This is a genomic window from Pseudomonas sp. B2021 (genome assembly GCF_018135665.1).
GTDB classification, from domain to species: domain Bacteria; phylum Pseudomonadota; class Gammaproteobacteria; order Pseudomonadales; family Pseudomonadaceae; genus Aquipseudomonas; species Aquipseudomonas lactis.
Window position 1 is genome coordinate 4,177,779 of sequence record NZ_SMOF01000001.1, and the last position, 15,818, is coordinate 4,193,596.

A 15,818-nucleotide genomic window follows, 5' to 3' on the forward strand; every position below is an offset into this window, starting at 1 on the left:
CTTCCTGAATGAACGCGGCGCCTGTGAGTTTTTCGCGAGCAAGCTCGCTCCTACAACTGGCATTGGGGCAATTCCACAGCGTCCAAGTTGTGGCAATACTTATGGCAAGGGCGCCGTCTACACAGGGGGCCAAACACTCTGCATCGCGTGCCCCAAGCCCTATCGCCTTTGAATCTGCACCGTGGCAAACGTCGGCTCGTCGCGCGCCTGCTCCAGTACATTCCTGGGCCTTTGCGAGGCCCGGGCTTGCACCTCGGGCCGTAGCTCAGGCGGCGGTTGCAGGCGCATGTCCGAGCGCTCATCGCTGGGCGCCACGCCGAAGAAATCCCGGTAGCACTTGGAAAAATGCGGCGTGGACACAAAGCCGCAAATCACCGCCAGTTCGACAATCGAAATGGGCGTCTGCATCAGCAACTGGCGCGCACGGGTCAGGCGCAGCTTGAGGTAATAGCGCGATGGCGTGCAGTACAGGTGCTTCTGGAACATGCGCTCCAACTGGCGGCGTGACACGTGAACATAGGCGGCCAGTTCGTCGAGGTCGATGGGTTCTTCCAGGTTGGATTCCATCAGGGCGACCACTTCTTGCAGCTTGGGCTGTTGCGTGCCGAGCAGGTGCTTGAGCGGTACGCGTTGGTGGTCGCGCTCGTTGCGAATGCGCTCGTACACGAACATCTGGGAAATCGCCGCCGACAGCGTGTGCCCGTGATCGCGGCCGATCAGGTGCAGCATCATGTCCAGCGGTGCAGTGCCGCCGGAGCTGGTGAAGCGGTTGCCATCGAGCGTGAATACGCTGGAGCTGACCTTGACGCGGGTGAACGCCTCCTGCATCGACGCCATCAGCTCCCAATGCACGCTGCACTGGAAGCCATCGAGCAACCCCGCCTGGGCCAGCGCCCAACTGCCGGTGCACACCGCGCCGAGGCGTTTGCAGTACAGGCGCGCCTGGCTGCGCAACCAGGCGATGAGCGCAGGGCTGATAGCCTGTTGAATGCCGACGCCGCCGCACACGATCACCGCATCGAAGCCGCGCTGGTCCTGCGCGCACGCATCCGGGGTCACCGACACGCCATCGCTGGCCCACACCGGCTGGCCGTCCAGGCTCAGGGTTTGCCAACGGTAGTTCTTCGCCCGCCAATTGGTTGGCCATGCGCAGCGGCTCGACCGCACATGACAGCGATATCAGGGTGAACTGGTCCAGCAGCAAAAAGCCGATGGTCTGGCAAACAGGTGCCTCGGTTTCCATCACCGCTACCCCACAGGCGTGATCAGGAATGTTCCAGCGCCACCGGCTTGGGTGCCTGGTTGTGCTGGCGCGCCGTAACCAGGCCGATGAAGGAAATCACCAACGCCAGGCCAATGGTCGAGGACACTTCGGTGCGGTGCTCGGGCGTCACCATCATCACCCCCAGGGCCAGGCAGATGAACACGATCACCAGGTAAGTCAGCCAGGGAAACAGCCACATACGAAAGGTCAACTCGACGTTTTGCCGAAGCAGCAAGCGGCGCATACGCAGTTGCGAGATAGCGATCACCAAGTACACCAACAACGCGATGGCGCCGGAGCTGGCGAGCAGGAACTGGAACAGACCGGCCGGCATGAAGTAGCTCAGCAACGTAACGCCCGCACCGATGATGGTGCTGGCGATCACCGCCGCCCGGGGCACGCCCGCCTTCGAGGTGATTTTAAGTGCCGGTGGCGCATCGCCGCGTTTGCCCAGGGAAAACAACATGCGCGAGGAAATGTAGATCGAGGAATTCATGCAACTGGCTACCGCGATCAACACCACCACATCGACCATGAACTTGGCGTTGGGGATGTTCATAATTTCCAGTGCACGCTGATAGGAACCCACGGAGGCCAGCAGCGGGTCGTTCCAGGGCACCACGGAAATCACAACGGAGATCGACAACAGGTAGAACACGCCGATGCGCCAGATCACCGAACGCGTGGCCTTGGCGATGTTCTGGGCCGGGTTGCTCGATTCCGCTGCGGCGATGGTCACCGCCTCAGTGCCGATGAAGCTGAACATGATGGTAATGAACGCGCCTACCACCGCCGACAGGCCGTTGGGGGCAAACCCGCCATGTTCTTCCATCAAGCGGCTCAAGCCGCTGGCTTCGCGATCCGGGATCCAGCCCATGAGCACGCTGAAACCCAGGCCGATAAAGCCGATGATGGCAATCACCTTGGCCATGGCGAACCAGAATTCGAACTCGCCGTATTTGGCCACGCTGAACAGATTGGTGATCACCAGCAACACGATTGAGACCAAGGCGAACAGCCACGCATCGACCTGAGGGAACCACTGGTTGAGCACATGCCCGGCGGCCAAGGCTTCGATGGGAATGACCAGCACCCAGAACCACCAATACAACCAGCCAATGGTAAAACCCGCCCAGGGGCCGATGGCCTGGTCAGCGTAGGTGGAAAACGAGCCGGTGTCCGGGCGCGCCACCGCCATTTCCCCCAGCATGCGCATGACCAGCACCACCAGCAGGCCGGAAAACAGATAAGCCAGTAAAACCGCCGGCCCCGCTGCGGCGATGGCGTGTCCGGAGCCGACAAACAACCCCGCGCCGATGATGCCGGCGATGGACAACATGGTCACGTGACGCGGCTTGAAGCCCTGCGCCAGCTGACCGTTGGAATCGTTGCAGTTGAGGCTAGTCATTGTTTTTGTTGTTCTCGGGCGGCCAATGACCTTCACCTTAAGTGCCCGAGGCCAGGCACAAGTAGCCTGGTTACGCCACCATCGTGCCTGATATCGACATGGGGAATGGTGGCCCCCTGAAGTAACGGGCGGCGCGCCCTACTCTTGCGCGCTGCGTATCAACGACCCGAACAGCTCGCCATGCGGCATCTTGCTCAGCTCGATATCGGCATTTTCGAACCACTCCCGCCCAGCTTCCGGGTGCGGCCCGCTCAGCACCACCACGCCACGTTCGTAGGTGTACCGCGCCGCCGCTACATCGCCATTGTGGTAAGTAGCGATGACCTTGTAGGGCGCAGCGGCGCTGGCTTTGGGAAAATACGGGCCGTCCTGATAGAACACAGAGTCAGGCTGCTCGTCCCACGTCACCCGCACGGCGGCGTCTTCAATGCCGGCCACTTCAAAACCGGGACGGCCGGCTTCGGTGTCGAGGGCCTGGGGGATCAGGCCGAGGTTGTTGTCGTCGGCCAGGTAGGCGCCCATGCACAGGCCCAGGTAGCGGCCGCCCTTGGCGACGTAATCGCGGATAGCTTCGGCACGCGCATCGCCCAGGCTGTCGAGGGCGGCCGGGATGTCCTGGCCGCCGCCGGGTTGCACGTAGAGATCGTAGCGCGCCAGGGTTTGCGGGGTGATGTCGATGGGTTCGTCGGCGCCAACGAAGTCGATCTGGTAATTGGGGTTCAAGCGCTGCAGGGCGGTTTTCACGTTTTCCGAGCAATCCGGGCAACCCGCCAAGCCACGGTAGATGGCGACATGGGTGATGGGGCCTGCGCCATGTACGGGTAAAGGATGCAGCGTAGCAAAGGCGAGAAACGTGGCAGCGAGGGCAGGCAGTTTCATGGGTAGGCTCAACGGTCAGTTGAATGGGGTTGATCCAGACGTGGCAGCGCCAAGCCTATAACGATGAGCCTTTTGAATTCGTGAAGAGTTGTAAATCCAGCTCGGCCATTTATCCGTTTCCCAGCATCTGCCATAACGACGCGCCTACTCCGGTAATACTCTCACCGGCGATCAGCCCCGCCGCTGCCGTGATCGCAAAGCGCTGCGTCACACTTGGCCAGCGACAGCTCACGGCCCAGGTCATGATCGCGCCCAGGGCCATCATCAGCGACACCGATGCAGGCAAGACAAACGCCAGTCCCAAGGCTGCCGCACTCGGCAGGTAGCGGGCGCGGTGTGTGGGTAATGTGCTGTCGAGGATGCCCAGCAGCACGCCGAACAAGCTTGCAATGCCGATGGCCCAGCGGATGCTGGGGGACAGTGAATCCAAACCGTGGGTCAGGGTTTGGGCCACGGCTTTCCAGGTGGCGACGGCCGGGGCCGGCCATTGTTCGGTGAGCAGCATGGTCTGAGGGTCGGGGATCAGCGCCAGGTACGCGAATACGCCGACGATGCTGCCGACGAAAATCCCGAGAATCTGGGCGATAACCTGTTTGTGCGGCGTCGCGCCAATCGCCTTGCCCACCTTAAAGTCATTCATCAGGTCCGTGCACTGCCCCGCCGAACCGCCGGCGGTGTTGGCGCTCATCAGGTTGATCGGCACCTGGCCCGGCGCAACGATGCCAAAGCTCAGTTGGGACAGTTGCCCGATGGCGCCAATCGGCGGAATACCGGTTGCCCCCACCACCCGCGCCGCCACGGCGGCCAGGCAGATCGCCAGGGGAATGGTCAGCAGCGCCATCCCAAGGTTGATACCGAACAACAGCGCTTGCAGGCTCACCACCAGCGCGATCGCCAAGGCGAACCCCACGACAGGCCCAGGCTTGGGAACCGCCCAGGGCGTGCCGCCAGTCGCTCGGGTTGAGCGATGCAACGCCCACAGGCGAATCGCCAGGGACGCCAGGGTGGAACACACCATCAGGCTCACCCCGGGCCACAGCAGCCACTCCACCAGCGCGGCAAATTGTGGGCCGCTGCTGTCGGCGGGCAGGCTCACCAAGCCATTGGCCAACAGCCACGGCCCCAGCCCGCCCCATGCCAGCAAGGCGCCGAGCAGCAGGGTCAGGCCTACGCGAATGCCGATGATGCCGCCGAACCCCAGCAACAGCAGGGAGGGGTCGGCGGTGAAGGTCAGGCGCTCCAACTGGGCGTTCGGCGACCAGCGCGGGAAGGCCCACATGAAGGTATCCACCCACTTGACCAGCCCGGACAACAGCGCCGCGCCGAGCAGCACTTTCAAGCGCGTGGCGGCTTCGCGGCCATGGTTGTAGATGTGCAGCAGGGTTTCCAGGGTGGCCATGCCTTCGGGAAACTTCAGTGCCTTGTCATTGAGCAATGACGGCCGCAGGTACCACGCGATCCAGATCCCCAGGAAACTTACCGAAAACACCCAGGCAATCATCGGCAGCGCTGCCAGTTGGTTACCCGTCAGCAGGGTATACGCCGGGATGGGCGCGACCAGCCCGCCGGAAATGATCGACGCCGCGGCAGAGGCCACGGTCTGGTTGATATTGCTCTCGTGCAGGGTCCACGGCAGGTGTTCACCGGAACGCCGGGCCATGCCTTGCCAGAGGCCATAGCCGATCAGTAAGGCGATGATCGACATATTGAACGACCAGCCGATCTTCAAGCCTGCGTAGACATTGGAAGGGGTCAGCAGGATACCCAGCACGATCCCGGTGATGACTGCCCGCAGGCTCAGTTCGCGCTCTACAGGCGCGATTGACGAGGTGGAGTGCATGCAGATTCCTTTCGAGAAAAGCCAGTGCCACCTCTTAAGTGAGCGCTGGGAGACTCGAAGGTTCACCTGCCAAAGCGGGTTAAACCGGTAAGGGACAAGCCCCGGTCACCTTCTGTAGGAGCGAGCTTGCTCGCGAAAAACCCAAAGGCGCCGCGTTCATCCAGGAAACACGCGTTATCGTTTACGTTTTTCGCGAGCAAGCTCGCTCCTACAGGAGGCGGTGTCGGTGGGCCCGCTATTTGGCGAACGCGTATTCCCCGCCCCGCTCCACCGCCTTGCGGTATGCCGGGCGCGCCTGGAGCTTTTGCAGCCACGCGGCCAGGTTCGGGTAGGCCTGCAATTTGCCCTGGGCCTGGGCGACTTCGCCGATAAAGCTCATCTGGATATCCGCGCCGCTGAGTGCGTCGCCCACCAGGTACGGCGTGTGGCCCAGCACATCATTCAGGTAGCCCAGGTAGTTGGCCAGTTCCGATTCGATCCGCGGATGCAGCGGTGCACCCGCTTCACCCAGGCGTCCGACGTAGAGGTTGAGCATCAGCGGCAGCATGGCCGAGCCTTCGGCAAAATGCAGCCATTGCACATAGCTGTCGTAGGCGTCGGTGGCCGGGTCGGGTTGCAGTTGGCCGTTGCCGTGGCGGCGGATGAGGTAGTCGATGATTGCGGCAGATTCGATCAGCACGCGGGAACCGTCTTCGATCACCGGGGATTTGCCCAGGGGGGGGATGGCCTTGAGTTCAGGCGGCGCCAGGTTGGTCTTGGCGTCACGCTGGTAGCGCTTGATGTCGTAGGGCAGGCCCAGTTCTTCAAGTATCCAGAGAATGCGTTGTGAGCGAGAATTGTTGAGGTGATGGACAGTGATCATAGCGGACAGCTCCGTTAGGGATAAGCAGAAGACTACACGTCGGAGGTGAAGTGCCCTGAATGTTGTTCGCCTAAAGAGCAAATCACGTAATATCGCTCAAGGCTCGACTGTTCCACAGCAAAGGACTGCACATGCAACGCATCGTGATACTGGGTAACGCAGGCAGTGGCAAATCAACCCTGGCCCGCGACCTTGGCAGGTGCCTGAATTTATCCGTAGTGCATCTGGACAGATTGTTCTGGGAGCCTAATTGGGTGGAGGCCGACAATGAGGTCTTCCGCGCGCGGGTCCGGCAAGCGATTGCATCGGACCGATGGGTCTGTGAAGGCAATTACGCCCGACGGACTTTCGATCTACGCCTGCCGCGCGCAGACCTCATCATATGGCTCGACATACCTCGCACCACCTGCTTGCGACGAGTGCTTATGCGCAGCTTGCTGGACCGGCCGCGTGCAGATAAGCCCGCAGGCTGCAAGGAGAAACTGGACAGGGAGTTTCTGAACTTCCTGAGCTTTTGCTGGAACTACGATCGGGTGAGCCGACCCGGCATTGAAGCGGCGCGCATGAACATCGGGCCGCAGATTCCAGTGATTCACTTGCGCAACGCACAGGAAGTAGACGAGTTCCTGAAATGCGCAGATCAACCCTGTGGGTTCACCCGCATGTACTGACTGAAATTATTGATGTGATCATCCAGGTTATCCTCAAGCATCATCCGGTACTGGTCGCAGAAATACTTCAACATCGCTTCCCGCGCATCCGCCATTTCGGCGCCGGACTTGAAGTTGCGCGCACTGGCCCAGGCATTGAAGCGTGTGGTGCCGAACATCATTGACGCGCTGACCTCGCCGAGACTTTCGCAGGTCTTGAGCTGTTCGTTGGACAGTTCGATATGGGCGTCTGCCCGGTCGTAGAAGGCTTGGTCCGTGGTGTCGGCCATGGCGGGTTCCTGGTGAGCTGATGATGCGGCTATTGGAGCATATCCGGGGATCACAGTTCTAATGTGGGAGATGTCGCTCAGGCGAGCAACTGATCGATCCACTTCACCTGCTGCACGATCTCCTGCACTTTTTGCTCGGGCACCGCCTGCCGCGCTTGTTCGAGGCTGGCCAATGTCTTGCGTTTCTCGCGCAATATACGTTGCCACTTCGCCAAAAAATCCTCGCTACGCGCCTGCATTTGCAGCGGGCCGAAGTACAGTTGCTCGGCGGTATAGGTCATCGTCTCGGCGCGTTCGGCGACGATGATTTCGTAGTAGAAGCGGTTTTCCCGCAGCAGCTCCTCGTGCAGGATCTGGTAGCCGTTGTCCATCAACCATTGGCGCAGGGGTTGCTCGCCGCCGTTGGGTTGCAGGATCAAGCGTTCCCGGCCATTGAGGTGCGCCTTGCCGCTGTCGAGAATGTCGCGGATCGTCTCGCCGCCCATGCCGCACAGGCTGACAGCGGTAATGTCATCGCAGGCTTGAATCGCCGCCAAACCATCGGCCAGGCGCACGGTGATGTGCTGCGCCAGGCCGTTGTCGGCCACGGTACGGTTGGCCGCCTGAAACGGTGTAGCGGCCACTTCCCCCGCCACGGCCGCCGCAATAGCGCCGCGGTGTATCAGGGCCACCGGCAGGTAGGCGTGGTCCGAGCCGATATCGGCCAGGCGGGCACCCGCCGGTATGTGCGCGGCCACGCGCTCCAGGCGCTGAGACAAGGTGTGTTCGTTCAACGGTGATTCCTTAAGAGTGCCCGGAAAATCGATCCCGGCTGTTGGTCAAGTGCAGCACCATGGCCGCGCGCGCGGCGTCTGGGTCCTGGCGCTTGATGGCGTTATAGATCGCCTCGTGCTCCAGGTTCGCCAACTGCCCCAGTTGGGCAAAGTCCGCGCCGCCGCGCTCGACGGCATTCACCTGGGTGCGCGGAATCATCGCCGTGCCCAGGTGCTGCATGATGTCGGTGAAAAATGTATTGCCGGTGGCTTCGGCGATCAGTTGGTGAAAGCGCTTGTCCTCCTCCACACAGCTGTCGTTATTGGCCAGGGAGGCTTGGTAGTCGTCCAGCGCCTGGCGCATGTGGGCCAGTTGTGCCTCGCTCCTGCGCAGCGCGGCCAAGGCCACCGCTTGCACTTCCAGGCCCAGGCGCAATTCGAGCATGTTGCGCACGCTGGCGACTGTGTCTACATGCAAGCGCAGGCCTGGCTGCGTGTGCTGCTCGAGCACAAAGGTTCCAATGCCGTGACGCGTCTCCACCAGCCCCGACGCCTGCAACTTGGACAAGGCTTCACGCACCACGGTGCGGCTCACCCCATGCTCAAGCACGATGGTGGATTCGGACGGCAGTTTTTCACCCGGCTTGAGTTGCCCCAACCGGATGCGCTGGGTCAGTGCCTCGACCACACCCTGGGCCAGGTTGGCGGAACGTTTACGCACAGGCGGTGTGCTTTTAATCGGCATCGAGACGGGTCCACGGGGTTGGGCTGGGGGGGAGCTTATCACCCTGAGCGCACGGGGCGACGGGTGGCGGAGAAAAACACCTAGCTTGTATGACAACACACTCATCCCAACTCACCCGAGCCTGTCTTCGCTTTGAGAGAATCGCACACCCCGAGCCGTCACCAGTAGGGCAAAACCCAATAAAATCTGGAAAATAACCAAAATAGCCAATCTCAATACCGGCTTATAAGAACAAAAACAGCTCTCACAGGATTGCGGCCTTCAAAAAACAACTTGTATGATGTCCGTCAACAAAACACCAAGCCCGCATAAAAATAATCAGGGGGAGTTTTCATTCGTGAAGCATTCAAGCCCAGCCTCAGCCGCACCCGAAAGTGATTCAGCGCTCGCCCGCGCCGTGAGCAAAGTGAAGGGCCATGTGCTCCCACTGTTCGTGGTCATGTTCATCCTCAACTACATCGACCGGGTCAATATCGGCTTCGTGCGCACGCACATGGAGCATGACCTGGGCATCGGCGCAGCCGCCTACGGCTTCGGCGCCGGACTGTTCTTCATTGGCTATGCGCTGTTCGAAGTGCCGTCCAATATGCTGCTGCAAAAAGTCGGCGCGCGTATCTGGCTGACCCGCATCATGTTCACCTGGGGCATCGTCGCCACGCTGATGGCGTTCATCCAGAACGAAACCCACTTCTACATCTTGCGTTTCTTGCTGGGCGTGGCGGAGGCCGGTTTCTTCCCCGGCGTGATCTATTACTTCACCCGCTGGTTGCCCTGTGTGGAGCGTGGCAAGGCCATCGCGATCTTCCTCAGTGGCTCGGCGGTGGCGTCATTGATCTCCGGGCCGTTGTCGGGGGCCTTGTTGCAGATTGAAGGGCTGGGCTTGCACGGCTGGCAATGGATGTTTGCCATCGAAGGCCTGGCATCGGTGGCGCTGGGTTTCTTTGTGTGGTTCTGGCTGGACTCCAAGCCCCATGATGCCAAGTGGCTGAGCCGCGAAGAACAGGATGCGCTGGTGGAGACTATCGATCAGGAGCAACGTGATCGTGAAGCCCTGACCACGGTCAAACCAACCATCGGCAAGCTGCTCAAGGACCGCCAGATCCTGCTGTTCTGCGCCCTGTACTTCTGCATTCAATTGACGATCTATGCCGCGACCTTCTGGCTGCCGAGCATCATCAAAAAGATGGGCGACTTGAGTGATGTGCAGGTGGGCTTCTTCAACTCGATCCCCTGGCTGATCTCGATCATTGCCATGTACGCGTTCGCCTCGCTGTCGGGCAAGTTCAAGTTCCAGCAGGCCTGGGTCGCAACGGCGTTGTTGATCGCCGCGGCGGGGATGTTCATGTCCACCACGGGCGGGCCGATCTTCGCCTTCGTTGCGATTTGCTTTGCGGCCATCGGTTTTAAATCCGCGTCTTCGTTGTTCTGGCCGATCCCCCAGGGCTACCTGGATGTGCGCATCGCCGCCGCCGTGATCGCGCTGATCAACTCCATCGGCAACCTGGGCGGGTTTGTCGCGCCAACCACCTTTGGCTTTCTTGAACAAACCACCGGGTCAATCCAGGGCGGGCTGTATGGCCTGGCCGGCACCTCGGTGCTGGCGGCCATCCTGGTGTTCTTCGCCAAGACTTCACCTTCTGCCGTGTCGGCCGCGCCAAGCGCTGTGACCACCGGCACCCCTCTCAGCAAACCCCTTTGAGCCCAGTCAGGAACTTGCCATGAATACCCCTATAGTCACCCACTTCCAAGTCATCCCCGTCGCCGGCCACGACAGCATGTTGCTCAACCTCAGCGGCGCCCACGGCCCTTTCTTCACGCGCAATATCGTCATCCTCAAGGACAGCAGCGGCAACACCGGCGTGGGCGAAGTGCCAGGCGGCGAGCGCATTCGTGAAACACTGGAGGACGCGCGCGGGCTGGTGATCGGCCAGCCGATTGGCCAATACCAGCGCGTGCTCAACCAAATGCGCAGTACCTTTGCCTCGCGGGATGCTGCCGGACGTGGCCTGCAAACCTTCGACCTGCGCATCACCATCCACGCCGTCACCGCCATGGAAGCCGCCCTGCTCGACTTGCTCGGTCAATTCCTTGAGGTGCCGGTGGCGGCCCTGCTCGGCGAAGGGCAGCAACGCGACGCGGTGAAGATGCTCGGCTACCTGTTCTATGTGGGGGATCGCAACGCCACCGACCTGGACTACCGCAACGAGGCCGACGCCGATGACGACTGGTTCCGCCTGCGCCATGAAACAGCCCTGACCGCCGACGCGGTGGTGCGCCTGGCCGAAGCGGCCAAGGCCAAATATGGTTTCAACGATTTCAAGCTCAAGGGCGGCGTATTGAGCGGCGACGCGGAAATCGAAGCCGTCACCGCACTGGCCGAGCGTTTTCCCGATGCGCGCATCACCCTCGACCCCAACGGCGCATGGTCGTTGAAAGAAGCCATCCGCCTGTGCCGCGACCAGCATCATGTGCTGGCCTATGCCGAAGACCCCTGCGGCGCAGAAAACGGTTATTCAGGCCGCGAAGTCATGGCCGAATTCCGCCGCGCCACGGGCCTTAAAACCGCCACCAACATGATCGCCACCGACTGGCGGGAAATGGGCCACGCCATCCAGCTGCAATCAGTGGACATCCCCCTCGCCGACCCGCACTTCTGGACGATGCAAGGCTCGGTGCGCGTCGCGCAAATGTGCAACGAGTGGGGCCTGACCTGGGGCTCGCATTCCAACAACCACTTCGATATTTCCTTGGCGATGTTTACCCAAGTGGCGGCGGCCGCCCCCGGCGAGATCACCGCCATCGACACCCACTGGATCTGGCAGGACGGTCAGCGCCTGACGCGCGAACCGTTGAAGATTGAAGGGGGCTATGTGAAGGTGCCGGCCAAGCCTGGCCTGGGTGTGGATATCGATATGGACGCGGTGGCCAAGGCTCATGAACTATACAAAGGCATGGGCCTTGGGGCGCGGGATGACAGTGTGGCGATGCAGTTTCTGATTCCGGGTTGGGGCTTTGATAACAAGCGGCCTTGCTTGGTGCGGTAAATCGGCTTTAGGAGCGCTCAGCGCAATGTGAGCGTGACGCAAAAAATCCGATGCCCAAACAGGCATCGGATTTTAGTCAGATCAGAAGCTTAGCGGTTTGACCTCTGGCACGTCTGCCAGAGCCCTCTTTGCGCTACTGCCGATTAGCGACCTCGAACTCCGCCGCATCCTGCTCCAGGCCAGAGAGATCAGTGCCATTGATCATCGGCCCATAACGGCGGCTGAACTCCCAGTTGTAGGGCACGCGGTCTTTGCTGATCCCGTTGTCCCAATTCACCGACCAGGTCATCAGGCCCTTGATCGACAATCCTTTGTCGTGCAAACGCTTGAATGTATTGGTCACGGCTGTTGGGTTGATCACATAACCGGTGGCAGCCGCGTCGACGTTCGCGGGCAGGCCAATGACGAACTTGTCTGCCGGGATTTTGGTAAACCCGCGCGTTCCGCTCACCAGGCTTTCGGTCAGGTAATACAGGAAGTCCTCTTTCATCGCGTCGTTGTTCTGGGCAATCCAGGCGCCGTTGCCATTGTTGACCTCCTGCACCCAGATGCCGTCGCCACCCTGGTTGTAATACTGCGGGGCGATGAAGTCGTAATAGCCTTCCAGCGCCTGGATGTAACCGACGTATTTGCCGGCGGTGGTGAGGTACGGAAACTCCGGCGCCATGCTGATGATGAAGTGTTTGCCTTGACCTGCGTAGTGGTCCTTGACCAATTTCAACGCGGCGGGCAGGACAGTCTTGTTGTCGGCGAAATCAATCGCGCTCTGTTCAAGATCGATATCCAGGCCATCAAAGCCATAGGTTTCCACCAGGCGGATAATCTCGTTGGCCAGTGGCTGTTCGTTGCCTTTATGCAGTTCGATGTGTGCATCGGCGCCGCCAAGGGAAATCAGCACCGCCCTGCCCTGGCTGTTCAGCACACCCACCTGGTGACGGAACTCGGCGTCGGACAGGTTGTACGGTTTGAAGGTTGGGATACCGTTGCCCTTCATGAAGGCCACGGCCACCACGTTGTAATCCTTTGGTACATCCGCCAGGCTCATATTGGCGAACTGGCCACGCTGGTAGCCATCGCTCGGGCCGGCAGGCCAGTTGTGCCAGAAGCCCATGAGGATCTTTTTGCCGGCAATGCTCGGCATCAGCGAAGCGGCATCGTTGAGCGGCGATTGCAATGAGGTAAAGTCAATCTTTGACATGTTCTAATCCTTCAGAACGTGTGGGTTTAACGGTGCGGGCTTATTTGAAGTCCACATCGAAGGCTTGATAGAAGGCGTTGCCGGTGTTGGCGACGATCCACATCAACACAATCACATGCTGGCCCTTTTTATTGGCCGGCAGTTTCACTTCATGATTGACCTTGGCCTTCAGCTCGCCTGCATGGCTGTAGTACGGCACCTGGGCATAGAAGTCTTCAGCGAACGGCTGGGTTTCCAGTTGTGCGCGGGTGATGCGCTGTTTCGGGTCCCAGCCATCCTTGGTGATCAGCCAGCGATAGCCACGGGTGGTGTGCGGCGCGGTGTATGCCCAGGTGACCTTGAAGGTCTGACCCGGCTCGACATTGAGCAACGGCCAAGTGAAAGCGCGGCCGAGTTGCTTGGCCATTTCCTCGTGGGTGAAGTTGACGCAGTCACGCGCATCGGTCTTGCCACCGCTGAGGATGAAGCCGTCGGCGGGTGGGGTGACACTGTCACTGTCGGTTTGATAAGGCGCTGGGAACGGACCGGCCGTCAGTGCCGGGAAGTTCTTGCCGCCTTCCATTTCATTGACCTGCCAGGTCTCCAGCAGGCCAAGATCCACGGCGACTGCGCCACGGCTGGAAGGGGATGTGACACGACCATGGCGAAGCGGTGTCTGGGTTTGTGGTTTGTTCATTTTGTGACTCCATTCACTTGATTAAGAACTCTCCTTTCTTGAAGGAGAGGACCTCAACCTAACGGAGTTGCTTTTTTTTGCCAGAGGCGCATTTTTCGCTCATTTTCGGTTCATGAGCGCGAAGACCCGCAAATACTGGATATATAAACAGTGTTATAGGGAAACCCTTACGCTACCAGAGGTCGATTTCCTACAAGACCATGCGCATTTCAATACAGCTTCTCTGTACCGATGGCAGCCGTTTTTTTAGGGGTGGTCGCGGTAATCGGTCGCACCGTCAGTTCCACGCCCAATGCCAACATCAGCTTCTGGACCGTCTCATAACGTGTCTTTGATCCGCCTTTCAGGGTTTTATACAGGCTCTCCCGATTCACCCCCGCCGCTTCGGCAACCTTGTTTACACCCAGGGCCTTGGCAACCTCGGCCAGCGCCTTCATAAGGACGTGTGGGTCATGGCACGCCATGCTTTGCGCAAGATAGGCACTGATGGTTTCCGGGCTATCAAGGAAACGTGAAGCCTCATAGGCGCTGGTGCCGGATGTATCCAACTCGAGGATCGGCATGTCCTCTGGTTTGAATGTCGACTTACTCATGTCATTGACCTCTCAGGGCATCGAGAATCTCTTTTGCCCGCTTGATTCCTCGGGCGTCCCGCCGATCGTATTGGTCACAGATTCAAATGTAGCCTACTGGCTACTTCTTGTAGATGCCAGTGAATTTTTAATGTCGGTGTGCACCGCCAGAAAAAATCCTAGTCCAGCCGCTGCGCAGGCAGCCGAGCAATACTATTAGCGCTTATGTCCTCAAGACCGAAACATTGCGTCGCGACTGTAGGAGCGAGCTTGCTCGCGAAGAACGTAAAGATAAGGTGTGCATCCAGAGTGAACGCGGCGCCTATGATTTTTTCGCGAGCAAGCTCGCTCCTACAGGGAGTGGGTGAGTGGGCCGGCGTTGATGTGGACCCGTCCTACAGCAAGCTTCACCACCTTGCTCCATTGCCTACAGTTGCGTCAGAATCCGCCGGCTTGTGCGCTTGGATGGGCGTCTCTAAGGTGGCCCGGTCGCTGACAATTCAGTGATCGGGTTTAGTAGCCCGAGGGTCAATTACACTTAGTGCATGAGCTTCATCTATCAGACATTCCTGTCTGTGCCTGATGGTGGCTGTGCGTAGGGCGCCTTCGGGTGCGCCGGCTTTGTGTAATTCCCCGGTCTACTAACCTGCGTACAGCTGCCACCCTTTCGTTTAGTAGCGAAACGGTGTCGGCCCCACTCAGGAATTACGCATATGTATAAAGTCACGCCCAACCCTCCAAACGATCCAAACCTTGCGCTTGATCAGGCACAACCACCCTCCTCCTCGCTGTTCAGCGTTACCGACGATGCCAGCAGCGAAATGCTCATCGCCAACAGCTACGAAACCTTTTCCTCGGTCACCGCATTGCTGCTTGATCTGTCGGATGAACTGACGGGTAAACAGCGCGATGTCGCGTTGGCGATTCATCAGTTGAGTGAGTTGGGTGTTTTGTTGGTGGACAAATTGATGGCGAGGGAAAGTGCTTCAACGGTTAGCTAGCCTTGCAGCCATCAGTCGTCATGATCGACTTCACGACGACTCGACAGCGCCTTTGCGCCGGTCAGGCCCTCGAAGCCTGGCGGGCGCTCTTTCTCTTGGAAGACGCTGGAGCCGCCCCATCCTCGCGCAGACGATCAATCAGCATCTGCGCATTCTCGGCACATGCCATGCCCTCGGGCCTACCTTCGATGCCCTTGATGACGTTCAACAACTGAGCCTTGTTGTGAGCCAGCCGTTGTTGCAGGACCTCGATTTCCTCGACCTTGTGCTTGAGCCCGCTGAGCAGCGCGTCATGCTGCCAACCACCGGCGCTTCTGGGCATTAACTGCCGGATTTCCTCCAGAGAAAAACCTGCCGCCTGAGCGCCTGTGATGATCTCCAACACCGCCTCGGTGCCGGGCGCATAGTCCCGATAGCCGTTGGACTTACGCTCAACCGATTGGATCAGACCGCTCGCCTCGTAGAAGCGAATGCGTGAGGCCGCCAACCCGCTGATTTTTGCCAACTCGCCTATTCTCATGTCCCATCCATAAAAACCATTGACCTTAAAGCTGACTTTAAACCTAAAGTCATTGGGCGGCCAAGGCGCCCGTTACCCTCTACCTGAACCGACCGATTCAGGTCATGCTGCGTCCTT

The 15,818-nt window shown here is 59.7% G+C and carries 14 protein-coding genes and 2 pseudogenes; 4 read left to right on the forward strand and 12 right to left on the reverse strand.

Annotated elements, in window-relative coordinates; translation table 11 throughout:
- Positions 1–159: 159 nt before the first annotated feature.
- From E1K68_RS18665 to E1K68_RS18685, 5 genes and pseudogenes are all read right to left on the reverse strand, one after another.
- Positions 160–1,243: pseudogene (locus E1K68_RS18665) on the reverse strand (GlxA family transcriptional regulator).
- Positions 1,244–1,265: 22 nt separating this feature from the next.
- The gene (locus E1K68_RS18670) at positions 1,266–2,672 is read right to left on the reverse strand and encodes an amino acid permease (protein WP_212614533.1); all 1,407 of its coding nucleotides are present in this window, start codon (positions 2,670–2,672) and stop codon (positions 1,266–1,268) included.
- 138 nt (positions 2,673–2,810) lie between these two features.
- Entirely contained in the window at positions 2,811–3,551 is a 741-nt protein-coding gene (locus E1K68_RS18675) for a BPL-N domain-containing protein (RefSeq protein ID WP_169856044.1), read from the reverse strand.
- A gap of 109 nt (positions 3,552–3,660) precedes the next feature.
- Complete coding sequence (locus tag E1K68_RS18680; protein ID WP_212614534.1) at positions 3,661–5,391, reverse strand: OPT family oligopeptide transporter; 1,731 nt, start codon at positions 5,389–5,391, stop codon at positions 3,661–3,663.
- A gap of 235 nt (positions 5,392–5,626) precedes the next feature.
- Positions 5,627–6,253, reverse strand: coding sequence for a glutathione S-transferase (locus E1K68_RS18685; RefSeq protein ID WP_212614535.1), 627 nt, complete (start codon positions 6,251–6,253; stop codon positions 5,627–5,629).
- Between the two features lie 131 nt (positions 6,254–6,384).
- Between E1K68_RS18685 and E1K68_RS18690 the strand changes: the two genes are divergently transcribed.
- Positions 6,385–6,924 (forward strand): hypothetical protein, encoded by a 540-nt coding sequence (locus tag E1K68_RS18690; protein WP_003192673.1) that lies wholly within the window; start codon positions 6,385–6,387, stop codon positions 6,922–6,924.
- Here E1K68_RS18690 and E1K68_RS18695 read toward each other — a convergent pair.
- The 3 genes from E1K68_RS18695 to E1K68_RS18705 all read right to left on the reverse strand — a co-directional run bounded on the left by E1K68_RS18695 (position 6,894) and on the right by E1K68_RS18705 (position 8,690).
- On the reverse strand, positions 6,894–7,193 hold the full coding sequence (locus E1K68_RS18695; protein ID WP_034136037.1) for a DUF3144 domain-containing protein: 300 nt from the start codon (positions 7,191–7,193) through the stop codon (positions 6,894–6,896). The genes E1K68_RS18690 and E1K68_RS18695 overlap by 31 nt on opposite strands.
- Positions 7,194–7,270: 77 nt before the next feature.
- Positions 7,271–7,966 (reverse strand): tRNA (adenine(22)-N(1))-methyltransferase TrmK, encoded by a 696-nt coding sequence (locus E1K68_RS18700; protein WP_212614536.1) that lies wholly within the window; start codon positions 7,964–7,966, stop codon positions 7,271–7,273.
- A gap of 10 nt (positions 7,967–7,976) precedes the next feature.
- Positions 7,977–8,690: a FadR/GntR family transcriptional regulator gene (locus E1K68_RS18705; RefSeq protein WP_003192677.1), complete on the reverse strand. Its 714-nt coding sequence runs from the start codon at positions 8,688–8,690 to the stop codon at positions 7,977–7,979.
- A gap of 337 nt (positions 8,691–9,027) precedes the next feature.
- On the opposite strand from E1K68_RS18705, the gene E1K68_RS18710 reads away from it, so the two are divergent.
- Both E1K68_RS18710 and gudD read left to right on the forward strand, forming a co-directional pair.
- On the forward strand, positions 9,028–10,389 hold the full coding sequence (locus E1K68_RS18710) for an MFS transporter (RefSeq protein ID WP_212614537.1): 1,362 nt from the start codon (positions 9,028–9,030) through the stop codon (positions 10,387–10,389).
- A 19-nt stretch (positions 10,390–10,408) separates the two neighbouring features.
- Positions 10,409–11,734, forward strand: coding sequence for a glucarate dehydratase (gudD, locus tag E1K68_RS18715; RefSeq protein WP_003192683.1), 1,326 nt, complete (start codon positions 10,409–10,411; stop codon positions 11,732–11,734).
- A gap of 196 nt (positions 11,735–11,930) precedes the next feature.
- Here gudD and E1K68_RS18720 read toward each other — a convergent pair.
- From E1K68_RS18720 to E1K68_RS18730, 3 genes and pseudogenes are all read right to left on the reverse strand, one after another.
- Positions 11,931–12,932 (reverse strand): annotated as a pseudogene (locus tag E1K68_RS18720) (chitinase); the annotation flags it as partial.
- A 40-nt stretch (positions 12,933–12,972) separates the two neighbouring features.
- The gene (locus E1K68_RS18725) at positions 12,973–13,608 is read right to left on the reverse strand and encodes a lytic polysaccharide monooxygenase auxiliary activity family 9 protein (protein WP_003192686.1); all 636 of its coding nucleotides are present in this window, start codon (positions 13,606–13,608) and stop codon (positions 12,973–12,975) included.
- A gap of 209 nt (positions 13,609–13,817) precedes the next feature.
- The gene (locus tag E1K68_RS18730; RefSeq protein WP_032900783.1) at positions 13,818–14,201 is read right to left on the reverse strand and encodes an addiction module antidote protein; all 384 of its coding nucleotides are present in this window, start codon (positions 14,199–14,201) and stop codon (positions 13,818–13,820) included.
- A gap of 692 nt (positions 14,202–14,893) precedes the next feature.
- On the opposite strand from E1K68_RS18730, the gene E1K68_RS18735 reads away from it, so the two are divergent.
- Positions 14,894–15,181, forward strand: coding sequence for a DUF6124 family protein (locus tag E1K68_RS18735; RefSeq protein WP_086236471.1), 288 nt, complete (start codon positions 14,894–14,896; stop codon positions 15,179–15,181).
- Positions 15,182–15,242: 61 nt separating this feature from the next.
- On the opposite strand, the gene E1K68_RS18740 is transcribed toward E1K68_RS18735, so the two are convergent.
- Positions 15,243–15,701: a MerR family transcriptional regulator gene (locus tag E1K68_RS18740; protein ID WP_003192690.1), complete on the reverse strand. Its 459-nt coding sequence runs from the start codon at positions 15,699–15,701 to the stop codon at positions 15,243–15,245.
- Between the last annotated feature and the right edge of the window lie 117 nt (positions 15,702–15,818).

Bases quoted from the DNA above. Each gene is read 5' to 3' on its own strand.
- E1K68_RS18730 (WP_032900783.1), bottom strand. From the start codon at position 14,201: ATGAGTAAGTCGACATTCAAACCAGAGGACATGCCGATCCTCGAGTTG.
- gudD (WP_003192683.1), top strand. From the start codon at position 10,409: ATGAATACCCCTATAGTCACCCACTTCCAAGTCATCCCCGTCGCCGGC.
- E1K68_RS18685 (WP_212614535.1), bottom strand. From the start codon at position 6,253: ATGATCACTGTCCATCACCTCAACAATTCTCGCTCACAACGCATTCTC.
- E1K68_RS18740 (WP_003192690.1), bottom strand. From the start codon at position 15,701: ATGAGAATAGGCGAGTTGGCAAAAATCAGCGGGTTGGCGGCCTCACGC.
- E1K68_RS18690 (WP_003192673.1), top strand. From the start codon at position 6,385: ATGCAACGCATCGTGATACTGGGTAACGCAGGCAGTGGCAAATCAACC.
- E1K68_RS18695 (WP_034136037.1), bottom strand. From the start codon at position 7,193: ATGGCCGACACCACGGACCAAGCCTTCTACGACCGGGCAGACGCCCAT.
- E1K68_RS18735 (WP_086236471.1), top strand. From the start codon at position 14,894: ATGTATAAAGTCACGCCCAACCCTCCAAACGATCCAAACCTTGCGCTT.
- E1K68_RS18705 (WP_003192677.1), bottom strand. From the start codon at position 8,690: ATGCCGATTAAAAGCACACCGCCTGTGCGTAAACGTTCCGCCAACCTG.
- E1K68_RS18680 (WP_212614534.1), bottom strand. From the start codon at position 5,391: ATGCACTCCACCTCGTCAATCGCGCCTGTAGAGCGCGAACTGAGCCTG.
- E1K68_RS18670 (WP_212614533.1), bottom strand. From the start codon at position 2,672: ATGACTAGCCTCAACTGCAACGATTCCAACGGTCAGCTGGCGCAGGGC.
- E1K68_RS18725 (WP_003192686.1), bottom strand. From the start codon at position 13,608: ATGAACAAACCACAAACCCAGACACCGCTTCGCCATGGTCGTGTCACA.
- E1K68_RS18675 (WP_169856044.1), bottom strand. From the start codon at position 3,551: ATGAAACTGCCTGCCCTCGCTGCCACGTTTCTCGCCTTTGCTACGCTG.